The sequence below is a fragment of the Bacillus cereus group sp. N31 genome (assembly GCF_016483245.1).
In the GTDB taxonomy this organism is placed as follows: domain Bacteria; phylum Bacillota; class Bacilli; order Bacillales; family Bacillaceae_G; genus Bacillus_A; species Bacillus_A toyonensis.
On the sequence record NZ_JAEHCH010000015.1, the window covers coordinates 59,244 to 81,464 of the forward strand.

The window sequence follows — 22,221 nt, forward strand, 5'->3', positions numbered from 1 at the left end:
GGATTTTTCCATAACATCATTATTTGTTCTTTTCCATAACCGCAAAATAATTCCCTTCACTATCAGCAAAGTTAAACACTTTACCAGAAGGCATAGTTACCATTTCGCCAACTGTAACATTTTTATTTGTTAAATCTGTATATAATTGATCAAGATTTTCTGAGAAGAACATTAAGGATGGTGTACCAAGATTCAATTCTGGGCTCATTTTCGAAATAACTTCTTTATTATGTAGTATGATACTCGTTTCTGCATCTTGAGTTGGAGCGATTTCAATCCATCTCATCCCTTGCTTGTTATCTTCCTCTGCTACTACATGAAACCCTACCTTTTCCGTCCAAAAATTTACTGCCTCATCTTGATTATTTACATATAACATAATTTGTCCGACTTTATGAATCATTTGTATTCCTCCTAATGGTTTTTATATTCTATGTAGGTTTCTACAAGTGCTATTGTTATTCCTTTTGAGTTGATATGTACTTCTTTACAAAATTTATCGACTTACTCGTTCACTACTTTACCAACGAACAAAATAAGACGTAACTACAAATAGTTACGTCTTTCCCATTATTTATCTAGGCTTTTTCTTCCCAGTAAATGCTGGTTTCTTTTTCTTCGGTGCTTTCGGTTTCGTTTCTACAAATGATCCGTTGAACATTTCTTGCTTCGTAAACACAATACCTAATTTTTTCGCAAATTGAAGTAATTTACGCTCTTCTTGTTCTGTTACAAGAGACACGACCGTTCCTTCTTTGCCCATACGTCCAGTACGTCCTGAGCGGTGAATGTATTGGTCTACAGTGTCAGGTAACTCTAAATGAATTACATGTGTTAAATCATCAATATCTATTCCACGTGCTGCAATATCAGTAGCAAGTAGAATTTCTAATTTTCCGCCGCGGAAAGCACGCATCGTCGCTTCACGTTCTTGCTTACTTGCCTCTGCATGAAGAGCTGCTGCTTTCATTTTACGGAATTTCAATTTCTGAGTAATTTCATCTAAACGGAATGGGTCATTTAAGAAAGCAACTGCTTTTACATCGCCCATATGCATAATTCTTCTTACGTAATCATTTTTTTCGCGTCGCTCACAAATGATATACGTATGCTCAACTAAGCTTTTTGACTCTGCACGTGTTACACGTACTAATTGTGGTTCAACTGCTAAATCACGTGCTGCATCTTCTGCTGCTTTTGTCATTGTCGCTGAGAAGAATACTAATTGACGATCGCGCATCGTTGATTTAATTACATCCTGTGCAGCACCCATCATCTTTTGTTTCACTATTTGATCGAACTCATCAAATACAATCGTTTTCACTTCATGCATCTTTAGCTTTTTCATACGAATTAATTCTAAAATACGTCCTGGTGAACCAACAATTACTTTCGGGTGTTTCTTCAATTTTTCCACTTGGCGCTTAATATCTGCACCACCAATTAAAGATGCACCTGAAATATCAGTTCCTGCTGTAAATTTTTGAACCTCTTCATGAATTTGCATGACAAGTTCACGCGTTGGAGCTAAAATAACAACTTGTGGCTGTTTTACTTCAGGATTAATTTTATGTAAAAGTGGTAATAAGTACGCTAATGTTTTTCCTGTTCCAGTTGGAGATTCAGCTATAACGTCTTGTCCTTCTAAAATAGTTGGAATCGCTTGTTTTTGAATTTCAGTTAATTCTTTAAAACCAGCCTTCTCCCAAGCTTGTTGTAAAAATGGTTGCATATCTTTTATCATTTGTTTTTCTCCTTTATCTCTATTTTTGAAGAAAATGCTGTATTGTTCGCACCGTTTCTATCATGTGTGAAATAACAGCTATTAAATCATCAACATGGTCTTCTGTAATCGCTTTTTGAAATAGAACCTCTACCTTATTATGATATGAAATCGCTTGCTTATTATATTCGTATGAAACTTTTTGCATAATCATTCTTTCTTTTCCCCATATAGAACGCATGAAAGTTTCAATTTCTTCACATACTCCTTCTGGCTGTTCTATCGGGAATGAAAATGCTAACTTCATTTCACATCCTGGTGTAAACTGAGGCACTTCTAGTATTTCACCAGACAAGTTCTTTGCATCCACAGATAATGAAAATGTAGCTTCTACTAATGGTTCGAACGGTTCTGTTAACTGAAACGAGATATGATATATACGACTTAATGAAGCAAGGTCCATCATATCTTTTCGATCTGTTACAAGAATATCACCATGTAAGTCAAAATCATAAACAGCACCTTCTACGATTACTTTTAAATTGTCAAAAGCAGTTGGATCAAACATAATTTCCTCCAAAAAACAGGCGCCTTTCGATGGAAAGGCGCCACTTGATGTATATATAGTTTACAGATAAACGAGATGAATTACAACCTTTTAGAATAAACCTACTGCTTTTCCATCTTCATTTACATCCATTTGCAGTGCTGCTGGTTGTTTTGGAAGACCTGGCATAGTTAACATTGTTCCTGTCAATGCAACGATAAACCCTGCACCGATAGATGGTTTTAATTCACGAATTGTTACGATAAAGTCAGATGGACGACCTAACTTTGTTGCATCGTCAGAAAGAGAGTATTGTGTTTTCGCCATACAAATTGGTAGGTTACTCCAACCTTCTCCTTCGTATTGAGCTAATTGCTTACGTGCTTTCGGAGCAAAATCAATATCTTTTGCGCCATATACTTTTTGAGCAATTGTACGAATTTTTTCTTCTAATGGTAATTCTAATTCATAAAGTGGCGCGTAGTTATGTTCACCTTTTTCGATCTCTTTTAGTACTTTTTCAGCAAGGTCAACTCCACCTTGGCCACCCTTCTCCCAAACTTCTGTTAAGGATACTGCATAGCCACGCTCATTGCACCATTCTTGTAAGTATGTAACTTCTGCATCTGTATCTGTAATGAATTTATTAATTGCAATTACGAAAGGTACACCGAAGCTTTGAATTGTTTCAACATGCTTCTGTAAGTTCTCCATACCTTTTGCTAATGCATCTACATTTTCTTCTTTTAATCGATCTTTTGCTATGCCGCCATGCATTTTAAGCGCACGAATAGTCGCAACAATAACAACTGCTTCTGGTTTAATGCCAGCTGCACGAGCTTTAATATCTAAAAACTTCTCTGCGCCTAAATCTGCGCCGAATCCAGCTTCTGTAATAACATAATCACCTAATTTTGCTGCCATTGTTGTAGCGATAACACTGTTACAACCGTGAGCGATATTCGCAAATGGTCCGCCATGAATGATAGCTGGTGTATTTTCTAACGTTTGTACTAAGTTTGGTTTTAATGCGTCTTTTAGTAGTAATGTTAACGCACCTTCTACACCTAAATCTTTAACCGTTACAGGTTGGTTTGCAAAGTTATAAGCAACTACGATGCGAGATAAACGTGCTTTTAAATCTTGAATATCCGTTGCAAGACAGAATACGGCCATAATTTCAGATGCTACTGTAATATCAAAACCGTCTTCACGTGGTACACCTTGAACTGGTCCACCAAGACCAATTACGACGTTACGAAGGGCACGATCATTTAAGTCAACACAGCGTTTCCAAACGATTTTACGCGTATCAATTCCAAGTGTGTTTCCTTGTTGGATATGATTATCAATAAACGCCGCTAACGCGTTATTCGCAGTTGTAATTGCGTGAATATCTCCAGTAAAGTGAAGGTTAATGTCTTCCATTGGTACAACCTGTGAAAAACCACCACCTGCTGCTCCGCCTTTTAGTCCCATCGTTGGTCCAAGAGATGGTTCGCGAAGTGCAATTACTGTTTTCTTACCAATTTTATTAAAAGCTTGACCTAAACCAACTGTTACTGTTGATTTACCTTCTCCAGCTGGAGTTGGGTTAATCGCTGTTACTAAAACAACTTTACCGTCTTTCTCATCCTGTAAGCGCTTAAAAATATCAAGAGATAACTTACCTTTATAATGCCCATATGGCTCTAATTCATCTTCTAAAATATTTAAATCAGCTGCAATTTCTTGAATCTTCTTCATACTCGCTTCTTGTGCGATTTCAATATCGGATTTAACTGTTGTAGTAGTTGTCATATACCCTAGTCCCCCTTTAATTGGTTCTGATGATATTGTATCAGTTTTTTGTATTTTCTGCACTTATTTACCTCCTAAAAATTCTTTCATTTCTTTATACGTTTTTTAACATAAATACCCATAAGAATGTTAAGGATTGTTGTAACTCTGTAGGTAGTTGACCTAGCATCTTTTCATTTACTCCGCGCTTATATACACCAATGCCATCTACAACTTCAAAACCTTGTTCTTTCGCTAACTGTTCAAATTCCCAAGGCATCATCGTATTACAAACAACGTCTTTGCCGTATAAACGAGGATAACTGTTCTCTCGAGGCTTTGCTGTCGGTCCTAAAATTGCAATACATGCGTATCCATCTTTCTTTAAAACACGTTTTATTTCATTTAATGCTTGTAATGGATTCTCAGTCCATTCTAAAGAGTTAATGGCCATAATCGCTTTAAATTGTTCATTTTCAAATGGTAATGCGGAAAGATCTCCTTTCACAAAAGATAAATTTGAATCTTCCCCACGTTCTTTACCTTTTTGAATCATAATTTCCGATAAATCTACTCCAACTGCTTTATAGCCAACGCGACTTAATTTATATGTACCGTATCCATCACCACAGCCAACATCTAACACTTGAGCTTCTTTCTCTACGTACTGTTCAAAAAATGGAATAATTGTACTCCTGCTCCCGCTATCCCACATTTCCTGACTATTTTGATTCCAATATTCCGCACTACTATCCCACTTCTTCTCTGCTGATTCATGCCAATTGAATTTCGTCATACATTCCCCTACCTTCACGTATTATCATTCAATTCATTCTACATCATTTTCCAAAATCCCTGTTTATCTTCATAAGGAGATAGAGTGAAACTTTAATTAGTGGCGGTTTTATTCGTTCCCACTGATTATTAGCCCACACCAATCGAGCTTTTACAGGCAACCCGGCTCCTACATAACTTCTTTACTCTAGCCGATTTTGAAATAGAAGTTTTACTGCCCGCAAATAGCGGGATAAGTAAGATAACAACGAAATCTATTTTCTCCATTTTTTGCTTTACTTGGGTTTAACTCATACTCATGCTCTTCTCATTTTGAAAGATACTATAGATACACCCAATTGAAAGAGAGGGATGTACATGCGAAGAAAGAGAAATCATCATTTTAAAAGTGGTGAAAAAAATGAAGAGTATGCAGCTGAAATATCTCCAGCCGGCATTCCAATTAGACATGAGCGCAAAGAAATTGCAAATGAAATAGAAGGTACAAATACCGGAGCAATGATAGGCTATGTCGCATTATTTCTTTCGTTATTCTCAATTGCTTTTTATCCAGTTACACTTGGTTCTCTTGCGATTTTAGTTGGTTTATTAGCTGTTAATTTCGGAGCAAGAACACTTGGATATACAGCAATTGGTTTTGGTAGTTTTTCTGTTTTATTTACTTTACTTTATCCGCTTGCTTTGTCAGCGTTTTAAAAAAACACACCAAGTTATACTTGGTGTGTTCATTCATGATACAACATAATATGACCGCATCCACAACAGTGCTTTGCTGTAATTTCTTGAAAGACCGGATAATTCTCTTCATCCCTATGTTCAATAAATACTTTTTCAAATCGATACATGTTTGGCGCATATGCCCAATCTTGTTTCGTACGAGCGTACAACGTTGAGGAAAAAAACTCCTCACCACCGCAAACGATGCATGTATTCTTCATCACTATCCCTCCTATGCTTGTCTTACTTCATCTATATGAACATAAGCATAAAAAAAAGACCTTCTATTACTAGAAAGTCTTTTCTGAAACAAAAAGAAATGTACCAAACATCCCTACTCCGCTATATTCTTTCGTAACACCAGCTTCTGTTTTAAACGTTTGCTTTACAGTCATAAAGAATACACCATTTCGTGCATCTGTACTTTCAAATTGTAGCTTTTCTTTTTTACCATCTACATTTTGTGTGCATTCAAAACTACTCTCATCACATTTCAACGCATACTTATCCTCTACATACGAATTAAAATCTGATTCTTTCGGACACGTAATAAGCAATATCGCCACGAGAATAATACTTACAATACCCACAATTGTATAATATTTCTTCATTTGTTCTCCTTTCAAATGACAAGAAAACTTGACTTCATGCGCCAAGTTTTCTTAGTCAACAACCCATTGCCACTCTTGTTCTTTCTTATCAAAAATGAGCCAACCTGTTTCTGTTGCTTCCTCTTTCAATTCATCGATATTATCTAGTACCTCATCCGTACTTTCATACGAACCAACTACATATACCGGAATTTCAAGACCTCTTCTTGACTCAATTTTCCCTGCTAAATCAATATAAAGACCATCTTCCATTAATGGAATAAGCCCCATAATCACTTCTTTTGAAATTGCTGGGAAAATTTTTGATTTTTGGAAGAAAGAAAAACGTTTCTTACCGAAAGCACCGAGTTTATAAGGAATGACTTTACTTAACATTCCAACAAAATCAGCTATTCTACGGTAATACACTTTGTTGTACCACCCGTCATCATGTGAAAAATAAACAAATCTATTTTTCAACAACGGAAAGAATGTTCTTGCAAGTGGTTCTTTTTTGTGAGCCAAATATAACAGTTCTGCAATTTCTTTTGGCTCTAATTCATCTAAATCGCTTGCATCATCAAAATCTACCCAACAAAATTCATCAAATTCATCAATCTCTGCTTGAATTAGCTTATGTATATTTTCTTCCTCAACATATTCAAATAAAGTATGATAATGAAAATCCGTCCATTCAAAGTTATGCTTCAAAAGCAAAACTTGATGAAGCGGTGAAGGGATGTTACTTGCAAACTCTTTAAACGTAATTCCTGATGTAATAAAACAATGACCTCGACGATTACCATTAATATATATCATATTCTTTACTTGGTCAGATCCTCCAGACAAAGCACCTAGCCACCTTCGTTTTATATGTTTCAATTCTATAGCATATTTTAACATGAAAAATTTTAGAAACATAGAAAAAACTTCAAAAACTATTTACAATTTCATGTGTTTTATTACATAGTGATTACAAGAAAAAACGCCTGCTCGTAAGCAGGCGTTTTTAAAGGATTTCATCTGGGTTTTGAGGATGATGATTTCCCTCTTTCTTTTCATCTTTTTGGAACATCGATTGAATTTTATCAATTGTTTGTGGAGCTAATTCAATCATTTTTTCTGCTAAATGTGTCGCATTTTGTAGATGCAAAATATTTACTCCATCTTTATTCACCACAAGAAATGCTACTGGTGTAATAGAAACACCACCCGCGCTACCGCCACCAAATGCAGGGTTACCGTTCGCTCTTTGTCCATCATTCGTTTGGAAATCAGAACCTCCTGCTCCAAAACCGAACGCTACTTTAGAAACCGTTAACACTACACCACCGTCAGCCGTTTGAACAGGCTCCCCAACAATCGTATTCACATCGACCATTTCTTTTAAATTTTCCATTGCCGCTTTCATTAATCCTTGAATTGGATGATCCACCGTTCATAACCTCCTTTGTCATATCTTTCCTAGTTTTTCCGAAAGTTTGTGAACTAAACATAAAATTTTATATTGATTTCAAAAAACTTAAGTTGTAATATTTAGAAAAATAAAAAAGAGGTCGATTCGTTATGATGCGAAAATTAACAAAGAAAGATCATGAACAAGTATTCGCTTACCTAAAAGAAGAAGCATCCATTAACTTATTTATTATTGGAGATATTGAAGCTTTCGGTTATGATACAGATTTTCAAGAATTATGGGGAGTATTTGAAGAGAACGGAACATTAAAATCGATTTTACTTCGCTTTCACGATACATTTATACCGTATAGTAAAGAAGAGTTTGTGGTTACTGACTATGAGGCACTTCTTTCCGCATATAAGCCGCTTAAACTCTCTGGCAAGTCAACTATTGTAGAAAGATTTGAAACTGCTCCAACTGTACAACTAGGCGCCAAAAATGAAATGTATTTTTGCGAATGCCAAGATGACAACAACTTACCTAACACACCAATTCATGAAACAATTAAACTTGCCTCACTCGATGATATAGAACGAATTATGAAATTACGAAGTGACATCGCTGAATTCCGGACTGCAAATGCATCTGAAAAAATGTTAAGGCAAGCTATCGAAACAAATACAGGACGTACATATTATATTGAAAAAGACGGTGCAATCATCGCATCCGCCTCAACTTCCGCTGAAAATTCATTATCTGCCATGGTTGTTGGCGTATGTACGCATCCGAACTACCGCGGAAATGGATATGCTTCGCTTATATTGCAAAAAATGATTCAAGACTTTACGAAAGAAGGCCGAACACTTTGTTTATTTTATAACAATCCAGTTGCTGGACGAATTTATAAACGACTAGGGTTTAAAGACATCGGGATGTGGACGATGTATCGATAATAAGGGCTACTCTATATACAGAAATAGTTGTCACTTAGCAATAAAAGCAAATTACAAAAAATTTCACACCGTTATTATGAAGATGGAGAAACTACTTGTAAAGCCATGCCCCTATCTAAAACATGTCATGTATTCAAGCTAAATTTAGACAGATAAACGCCCAATTGTTGAATCTACTCCAGCAATTGGGGCGTTTATTCTAAAATTCTTTCCACTACAAATAAAAATATTTATGAGACAGTCACCACACTTATGTCGCTATTATCTTTACGTGCAAATTCCTTTCTTAATATTACTACTTCTTATTATACTGTGCTTTAAAATCAATATATTCCTGTTTCGCATCTTGGTTATTACCTTGGTGACTATCAAAAGATGTATGTATTTGTGATATGTGTTCTACTAACTTTCCTTCTTCATTTCTCTTTTTATAATTCATTACAATACTTACTTCCAATATCTGCTCTGAACCCTTTGTAAACTCAATATGCAGTGTGATCGATCCACCACCATATTCATCATATTGTATTTTTAACTTATCATTAATAATACTTTGAAACTCTGATTCAGTTAGTTTATATCCAACAGTACTAGGCTGACCAAACTTTTTTATATCACCTCCTGGCTTCATCTTTAGTTTCCCTATCCCTTTTAAACGATCTACAATTAAGTTCACGTATGAAACATCCAGACTTGAATCCGTACTTTGTACCTGTCCATTCTCATAACTAATATTTGTACTATAATTAACTTCTTCTCTATAATTTTTATTATCTACTTTCGAGGTAATTTCTTGTGTTGTATTTCCATATAAACTTTTATCTTTCGTATTATATATACCTTTCGAAGTTTGATAAATTGTTTTACTGTGCTCTCCATCTTCCTTTTGCTCATATGTACTATATATACCTCTTTGTTTCACATACGCATATCCATCATCACTAGCGGACATAACCTTTTTCATGTCACCTTCATCCAAAGCTTTGACAAATGGCTCATACTCTATCTTTTTTTCAAAAAAACTACATGCTTGTAGTAGGCTGATTACTATTATGATAGTAACCATTTTAAACACTTTTTTTTCATTTCATCATCACACTACTCTCTACATTTTCAACTAGATAATCTTTTAATCACATTACATAATTAAAATTTCTTTTAGTATTTAAAATACTCTCCTTTAAACCACTACTTTTTTCACCATTAAAACTTACAATACACACTTTCTTTATGCCTTACGTTTCGATTTACCTTTTTTATTTCTCTTTCGATATCTTGGAGTCTCTCTTTTATGTTGCCCCCATGATATGTTAAATGACGGAAATTTAAACCTGCAATACGCTAATAGCTGAAATTCTGCTGCTCCGATTGCTACTGTATACAGTAAAACAATACCTACCGCATAAAGAACTAAAACATCGATTCCATGATCATTATGATAACATATCAAAATAAGCAGGATTAGTGCATATGGTGTAGCCCACTTCATCACATTCCCTTTTGTTTTACTAAAAAATGAGGTGGATCTTTCATCCTTACTAAACGCACCTTCACTCGCTTGTTTAAACGAATCGATAGTTGTCACAATGTGAACAATGACTGCTCCTAGGAATAACATACCTACATATATTAATGTAATTCTGTCAATTGAATCCTCAGAAATCCCAGGAAGAATCAACGCTGTGAATGTTATAGTACCTAATTGAAATGCATATAATAATATTACAAAAGTTTGTAGTTTTTGTAATTTAAAACACATTTTTGGAAATGAATATAGAATTAAAAACATTATTTGTAAGCTATATAACACAATTTCAATTTTAACAATTGTTTTGTCAAAGAAAGTATTATAATACTCCAAGCCCCCTATAAAAATAAAAAACATAAATACTGAAGTATAAACTATCCCTCCAATAAAGAAAACCATAGCACCTTCAGGGCTTAAACGATCTTTACATGTCATCCTAAATTCATCTAAATCCTCTTCTTTTATATTCCACATTTAGTTTTTTCACCTTCTATACGTTTCAATTATTTTCCGAACACTAAAATTCTATTAATATATTATTTATTTTTCGTTTTGAATTTCTTATTTTGTTTTCGAAATCTCCCACGCATTCTCTGATTCTCTTCCCACGACAAATTAAATGACTTGAATTTGAATCTACAGTACGCCAATAGTTGGAATTCTGCCGCTCCGATTGCAACCGCATACATTAAAACAGTTCCTACTCCATACATAACAAAAAAATCAATCGAATAATCATTTTGAAAATACATCAAAATAAGTAGTATTAATACATATATTATAGCTCCCTTTATCATAGCTCCTTTTGTCTTACTAAAAAACGAGGTGGATCTTTCATCAGCACTAAACGCACCTTCACTTGCTTGTTTAAATGTATCTAGCGTTGCTACAATATGGATAATAACTGCTCCTACAAATAATAGCCCGGTATACATCCTACCAGTTGAATTATCAACCATTTCAGAAACAATCGAAACTACAAATAATATCGTTCCAAGTTGAAACGCATATAGTAATACGATTAGCGTTTGGAACTTTTGAAATTTAAAACATGCTTTCGGAAATAGATATATAATTAAAAATATAATTTGAATACTAAATAACACAATTTCAGTTTTAACAATAGTTCTATCGAAAAAATTGTTGTAGTAACTCAAATTCCCTACAAAAATAATAAACATAAATATCGAAATATAAAATATTGTTCCAAGCATAAATCCCGTCGCACCTTCAGGACTTAAACGGCCTTGACATGTCATTCGAAACTTATCTAAATCTTCTTCTTTTATATTCCACATCCAATTATCCCACCTTTAACTAGATTCACTTAAATCATGTAGATTAAATATAAAAACCTTCTCATTTTGATGAAAAGAGAAGGTTTTTTTGCTGTTATACATTCATGCCATATTCAAAACTTTCCCTCTTGAAATAACTTATTATAGTTAATCTTTGAAATTTTATTTTCACTATTAATTTAGGCATTTTTACTTTTCTTAAAAAACACCACATATGCAAATAATGACGAGATTAAGAGGAATACACCCGCCCCTATACCCTCATATATTTTAAAATAAACAGCAGCGATTATTACAAATATGGACATTATTATTATTAGAATCATTGTATATTTCATTATAAATTCTAACGCTTTATATAGAGATACTATTGTCCTTTCAAAAAAACTTTTCTCTGTTTCCAAAACATTTCGATCCTTATTCAAATTAACAACCTCCTCTTTTTACAAATTAACATTTGAATAAATTTACCCCTTCAAAATAGCAACAAAGTGAACTACAGAACGTAAATACTACCAATACAGAATGATTCAACTGAAAATCACATGTCGAAATATTAAGTTAATTATATGTAGATTTGAGAACGAAAAACCTCCTCATTCTAACGAGAAGAGAAGGTTTTATTTATGTCATTTCCCCAAATTCTATTCAAAACTATTTCTTTTATGATATTTCATGATGTTACCATACTTTAAAAATCACAAGCTTAAAATATTATTCTTCATTAAATACAGCAATCTTCACTTCAACATACTGTAAAGACTCATCACCGCTAAACACATGATAAATTGGCGAGGCTAGATTCAGATTATTATCCTCCATATACTGAAGCATTTCACCATATACCTGCTCTGTTAATTTTTCATAATCTCCTGTATATCGTTTCATGAGCATCTCATCAACATAATAATAGCTCCTAAATTGAAGTGTTTCTGATGTTAGAATTTTATCTTCATTTACTGGCATGAATAATTCAACATACATATTTTCATCAGATGGTATATTTTTCAAAGCATAAAACATCGGACCTTTTACTGTTAAATTCGCTGTTGCAATTTCTGACATAAAATGTTCAATTGCTTCTTCCATATCTTCGTAATGAAAATAGTATTCTTTCGAAACAACATTTGTATATGCAATACTTTGTCCTTCAATTATCATTTTATTGTTTCACCTACTTCTATAATAGGAGCATAAATATCTAGCCACATGTCACCGTATACGTCTAAACATACGTGATAAAAACCGTTTTCTAATTTAATATGATGCTGTTCTGCAAACTCATGTATTAAATTATAAGCCTCTTCAATATCACCATCTTCATCAGTAAATCGAACACTTAATGCCTCTTCAATAATTAATCCATCAACATACTCATATGCAGAATTCTCTCCTAATTTAACACGTTCATTTACTGGAACAGAATACGTATATTCGCCATACTCTGGTTCATTTTCCAATGGCTGATATTTAAAAAGAACGGGACCTACAGCATATATTCCATTATGAACAACTTGATTTCTCAGTGCGATAGCAGGTAATAACCAATCTTCTTTTTTTACAATTTGGGTAATGCTAATTAAATTTAAGAGTGATAATGCTTTATATTGAATTTTCATAATACTTACCCCTTTTACTATTCTTTCTCTTTGCTATATATTTCTTTGCTTCCTCAAATGTCAATTTTGCTCTCTTTCATGTTTCTTCCACCTTATAGTAAATGGTAAACATTTAAACCTACTAAACTCATTTCCTTTACGCCTTACGTTTCGATTTATTTTTTTTATTTTTCTTTTGATATCTTGGAGTTTCTCTTTTATGTTGCTCCCATGATATGTTAAATGACGGAAATTTAAACCTGCAATACGCTAATAGCTGAAATTCAGCTGCACCGATGGCTACTGTATACATTAAAACAGTACCTATTACATATCCAATAAAAGTATCAAACGTATAATCATTATGAAAATAAATCAAACTAAGAAGGATTAATGCGTATATTGAAGCCACTTTCATCATAGTTCCTTTTGTTTTACTAAAAAAGGAATTGGATCTTTCATTCATACTAAACGCACCTTCACTTGCCTGTTTAAACGTATCAATCGTTGTCACAATATGAACAATCACTGCTCCTAAAAATAAGAAACCTACATATCCTAATGTAATTCGATCAATTGTATAATCAGACATTCCAGGTAGAATTAGAGCCGTGAATAATATCGTACCTAATTGAAATGCATATAATAATACAACAAATGTTTGTAACTTTTGAAATTTAAATCTAGCTTTTGGAAATGAATATAGAATTAAAAAAATTATTTGCAAGCTATATAGTACAAGTTCCATTCTAACGATTGTTTTCTCAAAGAAAGTAGTATAATAGTCCCAACCAAACGTTACTAAAGTACCAATAAGAAAAAACATCATTATTGAAACAAACACTATTGTTCCTATCATAAACCCTAAAGCACCTTCAGGACTTAATCGACGTTTACATGTCATCCGAAATTTATCTAAATCTTCTTCTTTTATATTCCACATTACCTATATGCACCTTTCTTGTAGTCTTATTACCAAAATATAGATCCAAGTTTGTGTGTTACCTTTTTAACTCCTTTTTTTGCAAGATCAATTGCATTGTCTTCTCCTCCTAAAAAAGACCATTTTTTATTAATTGCCCATGTAAGCCCTACCGCAACACCAGCTCCAACCACAGTTCCAAGCGGCGGAAGGAAAAACGATCCCGCTACAGCACCAGTTGCCATAGCTCCAGCATTTGCTCCAATATCTACAGCTGAATCTGTTGCTATATCAGCTACATCATGTAACTGCCAACCATCATCTTTAGTAGCATCTACAACATTCCCTCCGACTGACACAACCGCCCCAAAAATCCCTGCTCCTTTCAATACTGCAGCCGGTTTCCCCATGCCTTTAAACATTTCTTTCCATTTTCCAGGATGTAAATCCTTTAGACCTTCTACATAAGCAGTCTTAAATGAACTCAATCCTCTCTCCCCAATTGCAGTAGGCAATCCTTTCTTCTCCCAATCAACGTGGAAATCTTGATAGCTTTGAAACTCTGGTAATTTTAAAATGGTTTTTCTTGCTTTTTTTATTTGTGCATTTGTTGTTTTTAAATTTTCAAATTCAAATTCTAATTTATTCTTGATAAATCGAACTAAAACATCATCATTATTATCCATTGTAAGGATTCTTGCTACTTTAACCAAATCTTCTTTCTTTAATGTCGATAGTTCATATGCTCCTTTCCCTTTGCGACCTTTAGGATCAAAAAGGACGTCTAAAGCATAATTCTTTTTAACATAATGCATGCGTATGTAGGAAGCTAAAAGAGCCTTAGTTCCCTTAATACTAATGTCGAATTTGGTCATTGTATCTGCCGTTACCTTAATGATATTTCCAATTGCCACGCTAGATATAAGCTTCCCTATTGAAGCGATAGACAAATTTCCATTATTCACTTTTATTTGTTTCATTCCCTCATCTATTTTACGCATTAATTCATCAAACTCTTGCAGGTCACTTTGCTTACTATTATAAGTCTCTAATTTTTCTAATGTATCACTGATTTCTTTTTGGCTTTTTACAGCGCCTTCAGTAATACTTGATGATGATGGATATTGAATTGCGACGATGTCACTAATCTGACCTACCGTTTTTTTCGCCTCTTCATTAGAGTGGCTAAATCCCTCACTATATCCATTAACTTTTTTCTTTACACCATCCAAATAACTTCCATGAATTTTTGCATCTGCATCGCTGTCAACCTCACTGTTAAACTCCTCTACTGCTTTTTGAAATTGACTTTTTAATACTTCGGCTGTAGCTGTAAATCCAGTAATAATAGTTCCATGAACTGTCGATAAATATTCCTTAATATCCGCAGCAGCTTTTCCTTGAAAAGAGTTAATTTGTGTAAAGTCCTCTATTTTTTGCTGCAATGTTTCCAAATGTTGATTTAATTCTTCAGCATTTGAATTAAAGCGCTCTTGCAGTTCTTTTACTTCTTGTAACTCTATGATTTTGCTCATATTTTCTCCCCCCTCTCCCTTTACATAGCACGGTGCGCTGAACTGTCTTTCAAATTTTTTCCAAGCTTTTCATCTTGCTGAACTATTTCTTGTCCTGTTTGCTGAATTCTACTAATATCTTTTTGTAGTATTTGTTCATATTGCTGCACTTTTTTCGATAACTTTTCAATCGCTTCACAATATTTTTTCAGTTTACTTAAATTCGTACGATGTAACTGCATACCATTAAATTTAGTCTTACCTAAATCACTAGCACCACTTTTCAATTCACTTACTTTCGCGTCAAATACCCCTTTATTTAATTTAATTTCCCCCATTTATCATTTCCCCGCCTTCTGTACTTCTACTTGAATACTAGCGTTAACCATTGAAACACTTCTACTTAAAGAAAGAATACTAGACTCACATGTAGCGATTTCTCTTTCAAGCCGCCGTATGGCTTGATCGATGTCTTCTTGCACTCTCCCTAGTTCTCCAATAAACTTTCCTAAATTCGAAATAACTTGTTGTTCATACGTTTCTTTAAAAGTAGTTGCTCTTTGCCCTTTCCAACTACTCTCGTTTATTTCTAAAGACTTAAACTGCTCTTGATTTTGTTTAATTGCTTCAAGATTATTTACAAATTTCCCTTTAGCAGTTATTAGCCTTCGTAGTTTCATTTGTAATTCAGCCAATTGCCCTTGTTGATGACTTATACTACTTAATAAACCAGATTTTTGACTATTTAATTCTTCTATCCCCATGCAAATCCCCCCTTAAATAGTTGGCACTTTAATTCTAGTAGCAAAACGATTTTCAACAAAATACCCTTCAAATGGGTTTAACTTTGTACTACTTAAATCTTTATTAGATACATCGAAGACCATTTGGCCTGATGATTTTCTAAGTAAAATAACATGAGATTGCGTTTTTATTGTTTTTGAAACTAAGTCGTATCGACTGTCAATTGAATCAACATCACAGCCAATTACGAAGTGGATGCCCATAAATGCACCATTTGTTATTAATTCCGCTAAACTATATATATCGCTATCTTCTAAATTACTTAAAATATCATTTACATCTGCGATTACGATTACAATCGACTTAAATTTCTTAATAAATTCAGCTGGGTTCACTGTTTCACTTGATGCTTCCTGTTCCTCTTTAAACGCCGCTTCTCTCGATTTATAAGCATTTGTAACTTGTTTAATCGTTTTCTCAATTCCTGTTTTTTCAGCTACATATAAAGCAGCGCTCTCCCTATAGTTTGAGAAATTACGTGTTCTTGTATCAATTAAACCTAGGTCAAAGTGTCCACTATCAGCTAACTGTTGAAGGAATTGATGAACTACATTTTCAACTTCATCTTTCTTGATCCCCCCTACAACAATATTAGCCGCTTCTGTTAAATCTAATTCGAGAGGCGTAACGCTTTCTGTTTCTACACCAAATGTTAGCTTGCCTGCTTCAATAATTTTTCTTGTTTCTGGCCATGCAATGAATTCTTTGTATTCCAGAACTTCAGGTACCATAGGGATTGCTTTCGGTCTTTCTCCATCCCAGAAGGAATCCATCTCTTTTCCTTCAGCTTGTATATTTTCAATTCGAGTAAGAACATCTTCTCCATTTGTCGGTAAAGCTGTTTGGAAGATTGTTGGTTCGTCAATTTTAACTAAACCACGTCCTGCTAATTCTTCAATTTTTAAGTCTGTTCTTCCTACAATAGCTCTAGATTCTGCCTCATCTATCATATATAGAGCAATTTGTAGTTTAATATTTGTATTTACTTGTACTCTCAATGCATTTTGACGTGTAGCCGTAAGCATTAAATGAATTCCTACCGCTGCCCCTTCACGTACAATTTGTGCAACAATGCGTTCAAAGTCTTCGACAAATCCAGCTTCTCTAACAGCATCATAGTTATCTAACGTAATTAATATTGTTGGTAATACTTCTTTACTAGCTCTCTCATACATTTCAAGACTCGCAACGCCATATTTACTTAGCAATTGCTTTCTATCTTTTAATAGGTCTTCTATGCGACGAAGAAATTTCTCGCATTTTTCAACTTGATCTAATGTAATGATGTCTGCCACATGCGGTAATGATTTTAATGGCATTAAACCGTTCGTTCCGAAGTCTAATAAATACACATGCAAATGCTCCGGACTATGCTGACGAGCTACATCCATAATGACTGATTGTAAGAATGTTGATTTTCCGTAACCTGGACTTGAGAAGACTGCTACGTGTCCATCTTTACTAATATCTAATGTTAATGGTGTTTGTGATTGCAATTCAGGCTGGTCTAATAAACCAACTGTTGCTTTTAATGGTTTCTTTTCTTTCGTCCATGCTTCTTTGAACTGAATAGCGTGTAAGTCTTGTAAATATACGCTTTCTGGAAGTGGTGGTAACCACGGTCTAGCTAACGCTTCAATTTCATTTACTTCTGCGTAATCGTGAATGTAGTCAATAACAGCATCCAGTTCAGATGGTACGCTTATTACTTCTTTACTGCTACCAAGTCCACTTAAATCTTCACTTAATATTTCATATTGTCCTAGATCATTTATTGCATAGATTGTTGCGTCTAAATGTTCTTTATCCTCTTTATTTTCTACATAGTCCGCCCCGCTCCAAGCCGATTGGAATAGTTCATAAATTTCATTATTCCCAACTTGTAAGTAAGCACGTCCAGGTAATGTAATTTCAGCAGCATCTGGTGTTTTTAAAATTTCATTACTATCCGACGTATTTTGAACTTTTAGTGCTAGTTTGAATTTCGAGTTACTCCAAATTTGATCATCTACAACACCACTCGGTTTTTGAGTAGCTAAAATTAAATGAATTCCGAGTGAACGCCCAATACGAGCTGTTGAAACTAACTCTTTCATAAATTCTGGTTGTTCTGACTTCAATTCCGCGAATTCATCACTAATTAAAAATAGATGTGGCATTGGTTCACTTACTAAGCCTTCTTTATACAGTTTTTGATACTGATTAATATGGTTGACATCATTTTCTCCAAATAATCGTTGTCTTTTTTGTAATTCGGCTTTAATTGATGCGAGCGCTCTCATACTTTGTGCTCCATCTAAGTTTGTAATTGTTCCTAATAAATGCGGTAAGTTTTTAAATAAATTCGCCATACCGCCACCTTTATAGTCAATTAGTAAAAAGGCAACTTCGTAAGGATGGAAATTGACTGCTAGAGATAAAATATACGATTGTATAATTTCCGACTTACCTGAACCGGTTGTACCTGCTATTAAGCCGTGTGGCCCGTGAGCTTTTTCATGTAAGTTTAAGTTTACGATATCTTCTTTACCACGTAATCCAAGTGGCACAGCTAAAGATTTATGTGCTGCATTTTTCTCCCAGCGCTTTGTGATATTCAGTTCTTTTATTTTTTCAACACCGTACATTTCTAAAAATGTTACGCTTTCTGGAATACTATTTTTTAAGTTTTGCAAATGATTTAACGGTGCTAGCGCTCGTGAAACATCTTCTAAATTGAAACCTTTCGGTACGTGATTTAGTTTAAATTGACGGTTAACAAGCTCTCCTTGTTCTAATATGATGTTTCCTTGCTTTGCATCTCTTATATCTATTACCGTTTTCACGTGTTCCGGTAAACTTTGCATAACATCTTGTACGAAAACAAGTGATACACCTAATTGACTCGGATCATCATTAAAGAATTCCATAACAACATGGTCTAGTATTAGTTTTTCATCTGTAATGAGAACGACATAGTGCGGTGCAAAATACATTTTTTCATTAGTTGAACTCTTTTCGTCTAGTTTTAATTTTCGTTCTTTCAATATTTGATATAAACTATTTAACACTTGATCACGACTACGATCATGATATACAAATCCACGTACATTTATATCGCGAACACTTCCATGAGGTAACCAGCGCATCCAATCCCATTTTTCTTTTTCTTCTTCAGGAAAAATAGTAATAAACTGCAAGTCATAATAACTATGGAATAGCGCCGTTTGTGCAACTAATAATTGTAATTGCTCTAACACTAAAGAGCGTTGGCCAATATAACCCACTGGTCCATTCATTAAATCTGTTACAACTGGTACATCTTCCAATGAAAGATAACGTTGTCTTAGTTCACGTGCTATATCAATTAATTCATCTTTCGTTTGACTAAATTCTTCTTCATTAAACTGAATTTCAAAACTCGTATTAGCTTGCCCTGTACCAACGCTAAATGTTAAGAAATCATGATGTTGCATTGTTTTTTCATAAATACGTGGATTTACTTGAACAGCCATATTACGTATAACCTCAACATTTGGATTATGATAATGTAATGCATGACGCTGTTTTTCACTTTCTGCATGTAAATCTTTCGTTTTTTGTTTTATATACTCTCTATAGCTTTTATCACGTTCAACGATGTCGATTTTATATTGCTTTAAATTTTTTATATAAGATGTGACAGAAACAATGATCGTTACTAATGTCATTGCAATGGATGCGATAATAAACATTCCATATTTCATAAAGATAGCAAGTAATACTGTTACGACAATCATGACAAGGGCAGGTGCAATAATTCTCGCCAAATGCTCAGTCGGTTTTGACGGCATGCTTGAAGGTTTTGCAATTGTCATTTTCTCTTCTGGTTCACGGTAAATAATACGTGGTGAACGATGATAGTCTGGATAACCACTTTGATAATTCGTTTCTGATTCTACTAAAATAGGTAACGTAGATTTCACTTTATCTTCTGAAGACAATACTTGAATATCTTCACTGCCTATCTCCACTAAAACGCCATCAAAATATAATTGGTCTCCTGCTTCTAACATAGCGCTATCTTTTAGCCTTGTATAATTATGAAATACTTCCCCGTCGTATACGTTCACTTTAAATGAATCGTACAGCGTTTCACGAGATAGCATTATATCTACACTACTACCGGTAATAGAAATATCATCATAACTGTTTTGACTGAATGTAAGAGAATGCTTTGTTCCGATATCAAACACTTTAGTTGTGCCAATAATAGATATAAAGATTTTCAAGCTCACATCTTTCGTTTTTCCAATCTCAAATTCCTTATTGAATTCTATTAATTGATCCTGTATCATCCAAACGTTTACTTCATTATTCCACTTTAACTCTACTTCTTGTTCTAAACTTGGATTCGTAATATCATTTGTCCACTCTTTTCCAATCGACACTATTGATTGCTCAGTTGGATGTAATGTGCACTTATATATTTTGTCTCCATAAGTCAATACTAATAGTTGCTCCATGCGTGTTCACTGCTCCTTTTAACTGTCTCATCAAGTGCTTTCTTACTCTTTTTTCTCTGTGTCCGACAAATTTTTATCGCTAGATGTATTGCCATATTTCTTTTTATATTCATCTAATTGTTGTTCATATGTTTTTTTCTTTTGATCACGCTCTTCTCCTGACAAGTCCGGATTATTTTTCAACGCATCCATTTGTTGAAGAAGGCCGTACATAATAAGCTGCGGATCATCAAGGGTTTTAGCTAAATCTAATGATTTATCAAAATCACCTTTTCCGTTATACATCCAATAAAGCAAATACTTTTCATCACTTTTTAAACTAATGTTTTTCATAACCGCCTTCTTTTGATTTTCAGGCATTTTTTCAGCTGTAATGTATGCAAATGCTAACTCATATTTAGATGCAATTGGTAATGATTCAAATTCTTCTTCATTTAATTGCGTAATTACTTTGTCATAGTCAGTTGCTATGAAATTCGCATTTGCTTCTAATAATTTATTTTGATAAGGAAATTTTATAAAAGTGAAATATATTAAAGGAGCAGCTAAAACAACTGTCGCCGCTATGAAGGAAAAAGCTAAATATTTAAATGATTTGTAGCTCTTTTTATGTACTAACTGCATATTGTTTTCTGTTTTTGTTTGTTCCTTCTCAAAGCTGTCATCAAGAAATTGCAGTAATGCATCTATGCTTTCCATTTGAGAAACTGTCTGTTCAAATGTTGTTTCTTTTGCATCTTTTAGTAACCCAGCATACAAATCATCAAAATTGTGCTTTTGGGAGAATAAAGCGATAATTAGACACTTATATTGTGTTAAAAATTGCTCTTCTAACAACGGGGTTGGTGGAACAATATCGCGAATTCCTCTATGTATAATACTTGGCATTAAATTAGCATTAAAAACTATATTGTCCGGATGTAAAAAGAACGTGATTCTTTTATTTAAATATTTACGAAACTGCGCAACATTTCGAAGCAGTCTTAATTTCTCATTTCTTCCCAAACGGCTAAGATCGTCCCACTTATATAACTTTTTATCCACTTGAAATATAAAAGTAAACATATCATCCGTTTCTTCTATTGTTAATGGTACAAACTCAGATGATTCGCCCGTAATTATATTGAATTGACGGAAGTCTTTTATACGTGTTTGAGATTTTGTCATCTCCAATTTCCAATTTTCCTTTTCTATTTGAAATTGATAGTTCATTGCATCAATTTGAATTGTTTTTTCCGTCATTTTTATCCTCTTCTCCTTTTCTTTATAACCCGTAATAACTTATTTTCAAATAAATATAAGTAAAAAATATTTTTTATAAAACTTGTAAAATATCTCCATTTGTTATTTGGTGATCGATTAAACGATCATTATCTGTTAAAACAATTGACTTATTCTTTACTTTAATTACAAAATGTGAACCTTCATGATTATCCACATTTAGCGTATCTAATAAATTTTTCAATAAATATTTAATAGATTGATGATTCGGAATACGTAAATCATATGTATTTCCATTCCATTTACTAAAATCTACCGTTACATTAATATGCGTTTGTATCGCCATTAC

The 22,221-nt window shown here is 33.8% G+C and carries 24 protein-coding genes; 2 read left to right on the forward strand and 22 right to left on the reverse strand.

Annotated elements, in window-relative coordinates; all coding sequences use genetic code 11:
* Positions 1 to 19: 19 nt before the first annotated feature.
* The 5 genes from JDS81_RS18330 to JDS81_RS18350 all read right to left on the reverse strand — a co-directional run bounded on the left by JDS81_RS18330 (position 20) and on the right by JDS81_RS18350 (position 4,845).
* A complete protein-coding gene (locus JDS81_RS18330; RefSeq protein WP_000581484.1) occupies positions 20 to 403 on the reverse strand; it encodes a VOC family protein in 384 nt (127 codons plus the stop codon).
* A 171-nt stretch (positions 404 to 574) separates the two neighbouring features.
* A complete protein-coding gene (locus tag JDS81_RS18335) occupies positions 575 to 1,744 on the reverse strand; it encodes a DEAD/DEAH box helicase (protein WP_000588603.1) in 1,170 nt (389 codons plus the stop codon).
* 19 nt (positions 1,745 to 1,763) lie between these two features.
* Entirely contained in the window at positions 1,764 to 2,291 is a 528-nt protein-coding gene (locus JDS81_RS18340; RefSeq protein WP_000460213.1) for a hypothetical protein, read from the reverse strand.
* A gap of 90 nt (positions 2,292 to 2,381) precedes the next feature.
* Positions 2,382 to 4,070 carry a formate--tetrahydrofolate ligase gene (locus tag JDS81_RS18345; RefSeq protein ID WP_206772306.1) on the reverse strand — a complete coding sequence of 563 codons (1,689 nt, stop codon included), beginning with the start codon at positions 4,068 to 4,070 and terminating at the stop codon, positions 2,382 to 2,384.
* Between the two features lie 94 nt (positions 4,071 to 4,164).
* Positions 4,165 to 4,845 (reverse strand): class I SAM-dependent methyltransferase, encoded by a 681-nt coding sequence (locus tag JDS81_RS18350; RefSeq protein ID WP_000160055.1) that lies wholly within the window; start codon positions 4,843 to 4,845, stop codon positions 4,165 to 4,167.
* A 356-nt stretch (positions 4,846 to 5,201) separates the two neighbouring features.
* On the opposite strand from JDS81_RS18350, the gene JDS81_RS18355 reads away from it, so the two are divergent.
* Entirely contained in the window at positions 5,202 to 5,540 is a 339-nt protein-coding gene (locus JDS81_RS18355) for a hypothetical protein (RefSeq protein WP_001253195.1), read from the forward strand.
* A gap of 29 nt (positions 5,541 to 5,569) precedes the next feature.
* Here JDS81_RS18355 and JDS81_RS18360 read toward each other — a convergent pair whose 3' ends face one another.
* The 4 genes from JDS81_RS18360 to ytfJ all read right to left on the reverse strand — a co-directional run bounded on the left by JDS81_RS18360 (position 5,570) and on the right by ytfJ (position 7,586).
* The gene (locus tag JDS81_RS18360; protein ID WP_000798747.1) at positions 5,570 to 5,782 is read right to left on the reverse strand and encodes a hypothetical protein; all 213 of its coding nucleotides are present in this window, start codon (positions 5,780 to 5,782) and stop codon (positions 5,570 to 5,572) included.
* A gap of 69 nt (positions 5,783 to 5,851) precedes the next feature.
* A complete protein-coding gene (locus JDS81_RS18365; protein ID WP_000761187.1) occupies positions 5,852 to 6,172 on the reverse strand; it encodes a hypothetical protein in 321 nt (106 codons plus the stop codon).
* A 51-nt stretch (positions 6,173 to 6,223) separates the two neighbouring features.
* Positions 6,224 to 7,000: an oxalate:formate antiporter gene (locus JDS81_RS18370; protein ID WP_000014090.1), complete on the reverse strand. Its 777-nt coding sequence runs from the start codon at positions 6,998 to 7,000 to the stop codon at positions 6,224 to 6,226.
* 160 nt (positions 7,001 to 7,160) lie between these two features.
* A complete protein-coding gene (ytfJ, locus tag JDS81_RS18375; RefSeq protein ID WP_000349987.1) occupies positions 7,161 to 7,586 on the reverse strand; it encodes a GerW family sporulation protein in 426 nt (141 codons plus the stop codon).
* Positions 7,587 to 7,717: 131 nt separating this feature from the next.
* Between ytfJ and JDS81_RS18380 the strand changes: the two genes are divergently transcribed.
* Entirely contained in the window at positions 7,718 to 8,503 is a 786-nt protein-coding gene (locus JDS81_RS18380) for a GNAT family N-acetyltransferase (RefSeq protein ID WP_097954748.1), read from the forward strand.
* Positions 8,504 to 8,798: 295 nt separating this feature from the next.
* On the opposite strand, the gene JDS81_RS18385 is transcribed toward JDS81_RS18380, so the two are convergent.
* From JDS81_RS18385 to JDS81_RS18445, 13 genes are all read right to left on the reverse strand, one after another.
* Positions 8,799 to 9,569, reverse strand: a complete 771-nt coding sequence (locus tag JDS81_RS18385) for a DUF3952 domain-containing protein (RefSeq protein WP_097954749.1) — start codon at positions 9,567 to 9,569, stop codon at positions 8,799 to 8,801.
* Positions 9,570 to 9,731: 162 nt separating this feature from the next.
* Positions 9,732 to 10,505, reverse strand: coding sequence for a hypothetical protein (locus JDS81_RS18390; RefSeq protein WP_097954750.1), 774 nt, complete (start codon positions 10,503 to 10,505; stop codon positions 9,732 to 9,734).
* A gap of 62 nt (positions 10,506 to 10,567) precedes the next feature.
* The gene (locus JDS81_RS18395; protein WP_097954751.1) at positions 10,568 to 11,329 is read right to left on the reverse strand and encodes a hypothetical protein; all 762 of its coding nucleotides are present in this window, start codon (positions 11,327 to 11,329) and stop codon (positions 10,568 to 10,570) included.
* Between the two features lie 179 nt (positions 11,330 to 11,508).
* Complete coding sequence (locus JDS81_RS18400; RefSeq protein WP_097954752.1) at positions 11,509 to 11,754, reverse strand: hypothetical protein; 246 nt, start codon at positions 11,752 to 11,754, stop codon at positions 11,509 to 11,511.
* 289 nt (positions 11,755 to 12,043) lie between these two features.
* A complete protein-coding gene (locus JDS81_RS18405) occupies positions 12,044 to 12,490 on the reverse strand; it encodes a DUF5085 family protein (RefSeq protein WP_016108262.1) in 447 nt (148 codons plus the stop codon).
* Positions 12,487 to 12,948, reverse strand: coding sequence for a DUF5085 family protein (locus tag JDS81_RS18410; protein WP_000701787.1), 462 nt, complete (start codon positions 12,946 to 12,948; stop codon positions 12,487 to 12,489). The genes JDS81_RS18405 and JDS81_RS18410 overlap by 4 nt, the downstream gene beginning before the upstream one ends.
* Positions 12,949 to 13,084: 136 nt before the next feature.
* The gene (locus tag JDS81_RS18415; RefSeq protein WP_097837319.1) at positions 13,085 to 13,870 is read right to left on the reverse strand and encodes a hypothetical protein; all 786 of its coding nucleotides are present in this window, start codon (positions 13,868 to 13,870) and stop codon (positions 13,085 to 13,087) included.
* A gap of 29 nt (positions 13,871 to 13,899) precedes the next feature.
* The gene (locus JDS81_RS18420) at positions 13,900 to 15,384 is read right to left on the reverse strand and encodes a T7SS effector LXG polymorphic toxin (protein ID WP_097954754.1); all 1,485 of its coding nucleotides are present in this window, start codon (positions 15,382 to 15,384) and stop codon (positions 13,900 to 13,902) included.
* Positions 15,385 to 15,404: 20 nt separating this feature from the next.
* Positions 15,405 to 15,701, reverse strand: a complete 297-nt coding sequence (locus JDS81_RS18425; RefSeq protein WP_097837317.1) for a TIGR04197 family type VII secretion effector — start codon at positions 15,699 to 15,701, stop codon at positions 15,405 to 15,407.
* A 3-nt stretch (positions 15,702 to 15,704) separates the two neighbouring features.
* Positions 15,705 to 16,127: a YwqH-like family protein gene (locus JDS81_RS18430; RefSeq protein WP_097837316.1), complete on the reverse strand. Its 423-nt coding sequence runs from the start codon at positions 16,125 to 16,127 to the stop codon at positions 15,705 to 15,707.
* A gap of 12 nt (positions 16,128 to 16,139) precedes the next feature.
* A complete protein-coding gene (gene essC / locus JDS81_RS18435; protein WP_097954755.1) occupies positions 16,140 to 20,651 on the reverse strand; it encodes a type VII secretion protein EssC in 4,512 nt (1,503 codons plus the stop codon).
* Positions 20,652 to 20,693: 42 nt separating this feature from the next.
* On the reverse strand, positions 20,694 to 21,893 hold the full coding sequence (gene essB, locus JDS81_RS18440) for a type VII secretion protein EssB (protein ID WP_097954756.1): 1,200 nt from the start codon (positions 21,891 to 21,893) through the stop codon (positions 20,694 to 20,696).
* A 73-nt stretch (positions 21,894 to 21,966) separates the two neighbouring features.
* Positions 21,967 to 22,218, reverse strand: a complete 252-nt coding sequence (locus JDS81_RS18445; RefSeq protein ID WP_001007574.1) for an EsaB/YukD family protein — start codon at positions 22,216 to 22,218, stop codon at positions 21,967 to 21,969.
* Positions 22,219 to 22,221: the final 3 nt, after the last annotated feature.

What these genes read in the sequence shown, in the direction of transcription:
- essC (WP_097954755.1), bottom strand. Translation starts at nt 20,651, where the DNA reads ATGGAGCAACTATTAGTATTGACTTATGGAGACAAAATATATAAGTGC.
- JDS81_RS18385 (WP_097954749.1), bottom strand. Translation starts at nt 9,569, where the DNA reads ATGGTTACTATCATAATAGTAATCAGCCTACTACAAGCATGTAGTTTT.
- JDS81_RS18380 (WP_097954748.1), top strand. Translation starts at nt 7,718, where the DNA reads ATGATGCGAAAATTAACAAAGAAAGATCATGAACAAGTATTCGCTTAC.
- JDS81_RS18430 (WP_097837316.1), bottom strand. Translation starts at nt 16,127, where the DNA reads ATGGGGATAGAAGAATTAAATAGTCAAAAATCTGGTTTATTAAGTAGT.
- JDS81_RS18350 (WP_000160055.1), bottom strand. Translation starts at nt 4,845, where the DNA reads ATGACGAAATTCAATTGGCATGAATCAGCAGAGAAGAAGTGGGATAGT.
- JDS81_RS18340 (WP_000460213.1), bottom strand. Translation starts at nt 2,291, where the DNA reads ATGTTTGATCCAACTGCTTTTGACAATTTAAAAGTAATCGTAGAAGGT.
- JDS81_RS18395 (WP_097954751.1), bottom strand. Translation starts at nt 11,329, where the DNA reads ATGTGGAATATAAAAGAAGAAGATTTAGATAAGTTTCGAATGACATGT.
- JDS81_RS18330 (WP_000581484.1), bottom strand. Translation starts at nt 403, where the DNA reads ATGATTCATAAAGTCGGACAAATTATGTTATATGTAAATAATCAAGAT.
- JDS81_RS18405 (WP_016108262.1), bottom strand. Translation starts at nt 12,490, where the DNA reads ATGATAATTGAAGGACAAAGTATTGCATATACAAATGTTGTTTCGAAA.
- JDS81_RS18410 (WP_000701787.1), bottom strand. Translation starts at nt 12,948, where the DNA reads ATGAAAATTCAATATAAAGCATTATCACTCTTAAATTTAATTAGCATT.
- JDS81_RS18390 (WP_097954750.1), bottom strand. Translation starts at nt 10,505, where the DNA reads ATGTGGAATATAAAAGAAGAGGATTTAGATGAATTTAGGATGACATGT.
- essB (WP_097954756.1), bottom strand. Translation starts at nt 21,893, where the DNA reads ATGACGGAAAAAACAATTCAAATTGATGCAATGAACTATCAATTTCAA.
- JDS81_RS18415 (WP_097837319.1), bottom strand. Translation starts at nt 13,870, where the DNA reads ATGTGGAATATAAAAGAAGAAGATTTAGATAAATTTCGGATGACATGT.
- JDS81_RS18445 (WP_001007574.1), bottom strand. Translation starts at nt 22,218, where the DNA reads ATGGCGATACAAACGCATATTAATGTAACGGTAGATTTTAGTAAATGG.
- JDS81_RS18420 (WP_097954754.1), bottom strand. Translation starts at nt 15,384, where the DNA reads ATGAGCAAAATCATAGAGTTACAAGAAGTAAAAGAACTGCAAGAGCGC.
- JDS81_RS18355 (WP_001253195.1), top strand. Translation starts at nt 5,202, where the DNA reads ATGCGAAGAAAGAGAAATCATCATTTTAAAAGTGGTGAAAAAAATGAA.
- JDS81_RS18365 (WP_000761187.1), bottom strand. Translation starts at nt 6,172, where the DNA reads ATGAAGAAATATTATACAATTGTGGGTATTGTAAGTATTATTCTCGTG.
- JDS81_RS18335 (WP_000588603.1), bottom strand. Translation starts at nt 1,744, where the DNA reads ATGATAAAAGATATGCAACCATTTTTACAACAAGCTTGGGAGAAGGCT.
- JDS81_RS18345 (WP_206772306.1), bottom strand. Translation starts at nt 4,070, where the DNA reads ATGACAACTACTACAACAGTTAAATCCGATATTGAAATCGCACAAGAA.
- JDS81_RS18360 (WP_000798747.1), bottom strand. Translation starts at nt 5,782, where the DNA reads ATGAAGAATACATGCATCGTTTGCGGTGGTGAGGAGTTTTTTTCCTCA.
- JDS81_RS18425 (WP_097837317.1), bottom strand. Translation starts at nt 15,701, where the DNA reads ATGGGGGAAATTAAATTAAATAAAGGGGTATTTGACGCGAAAGTAAGT.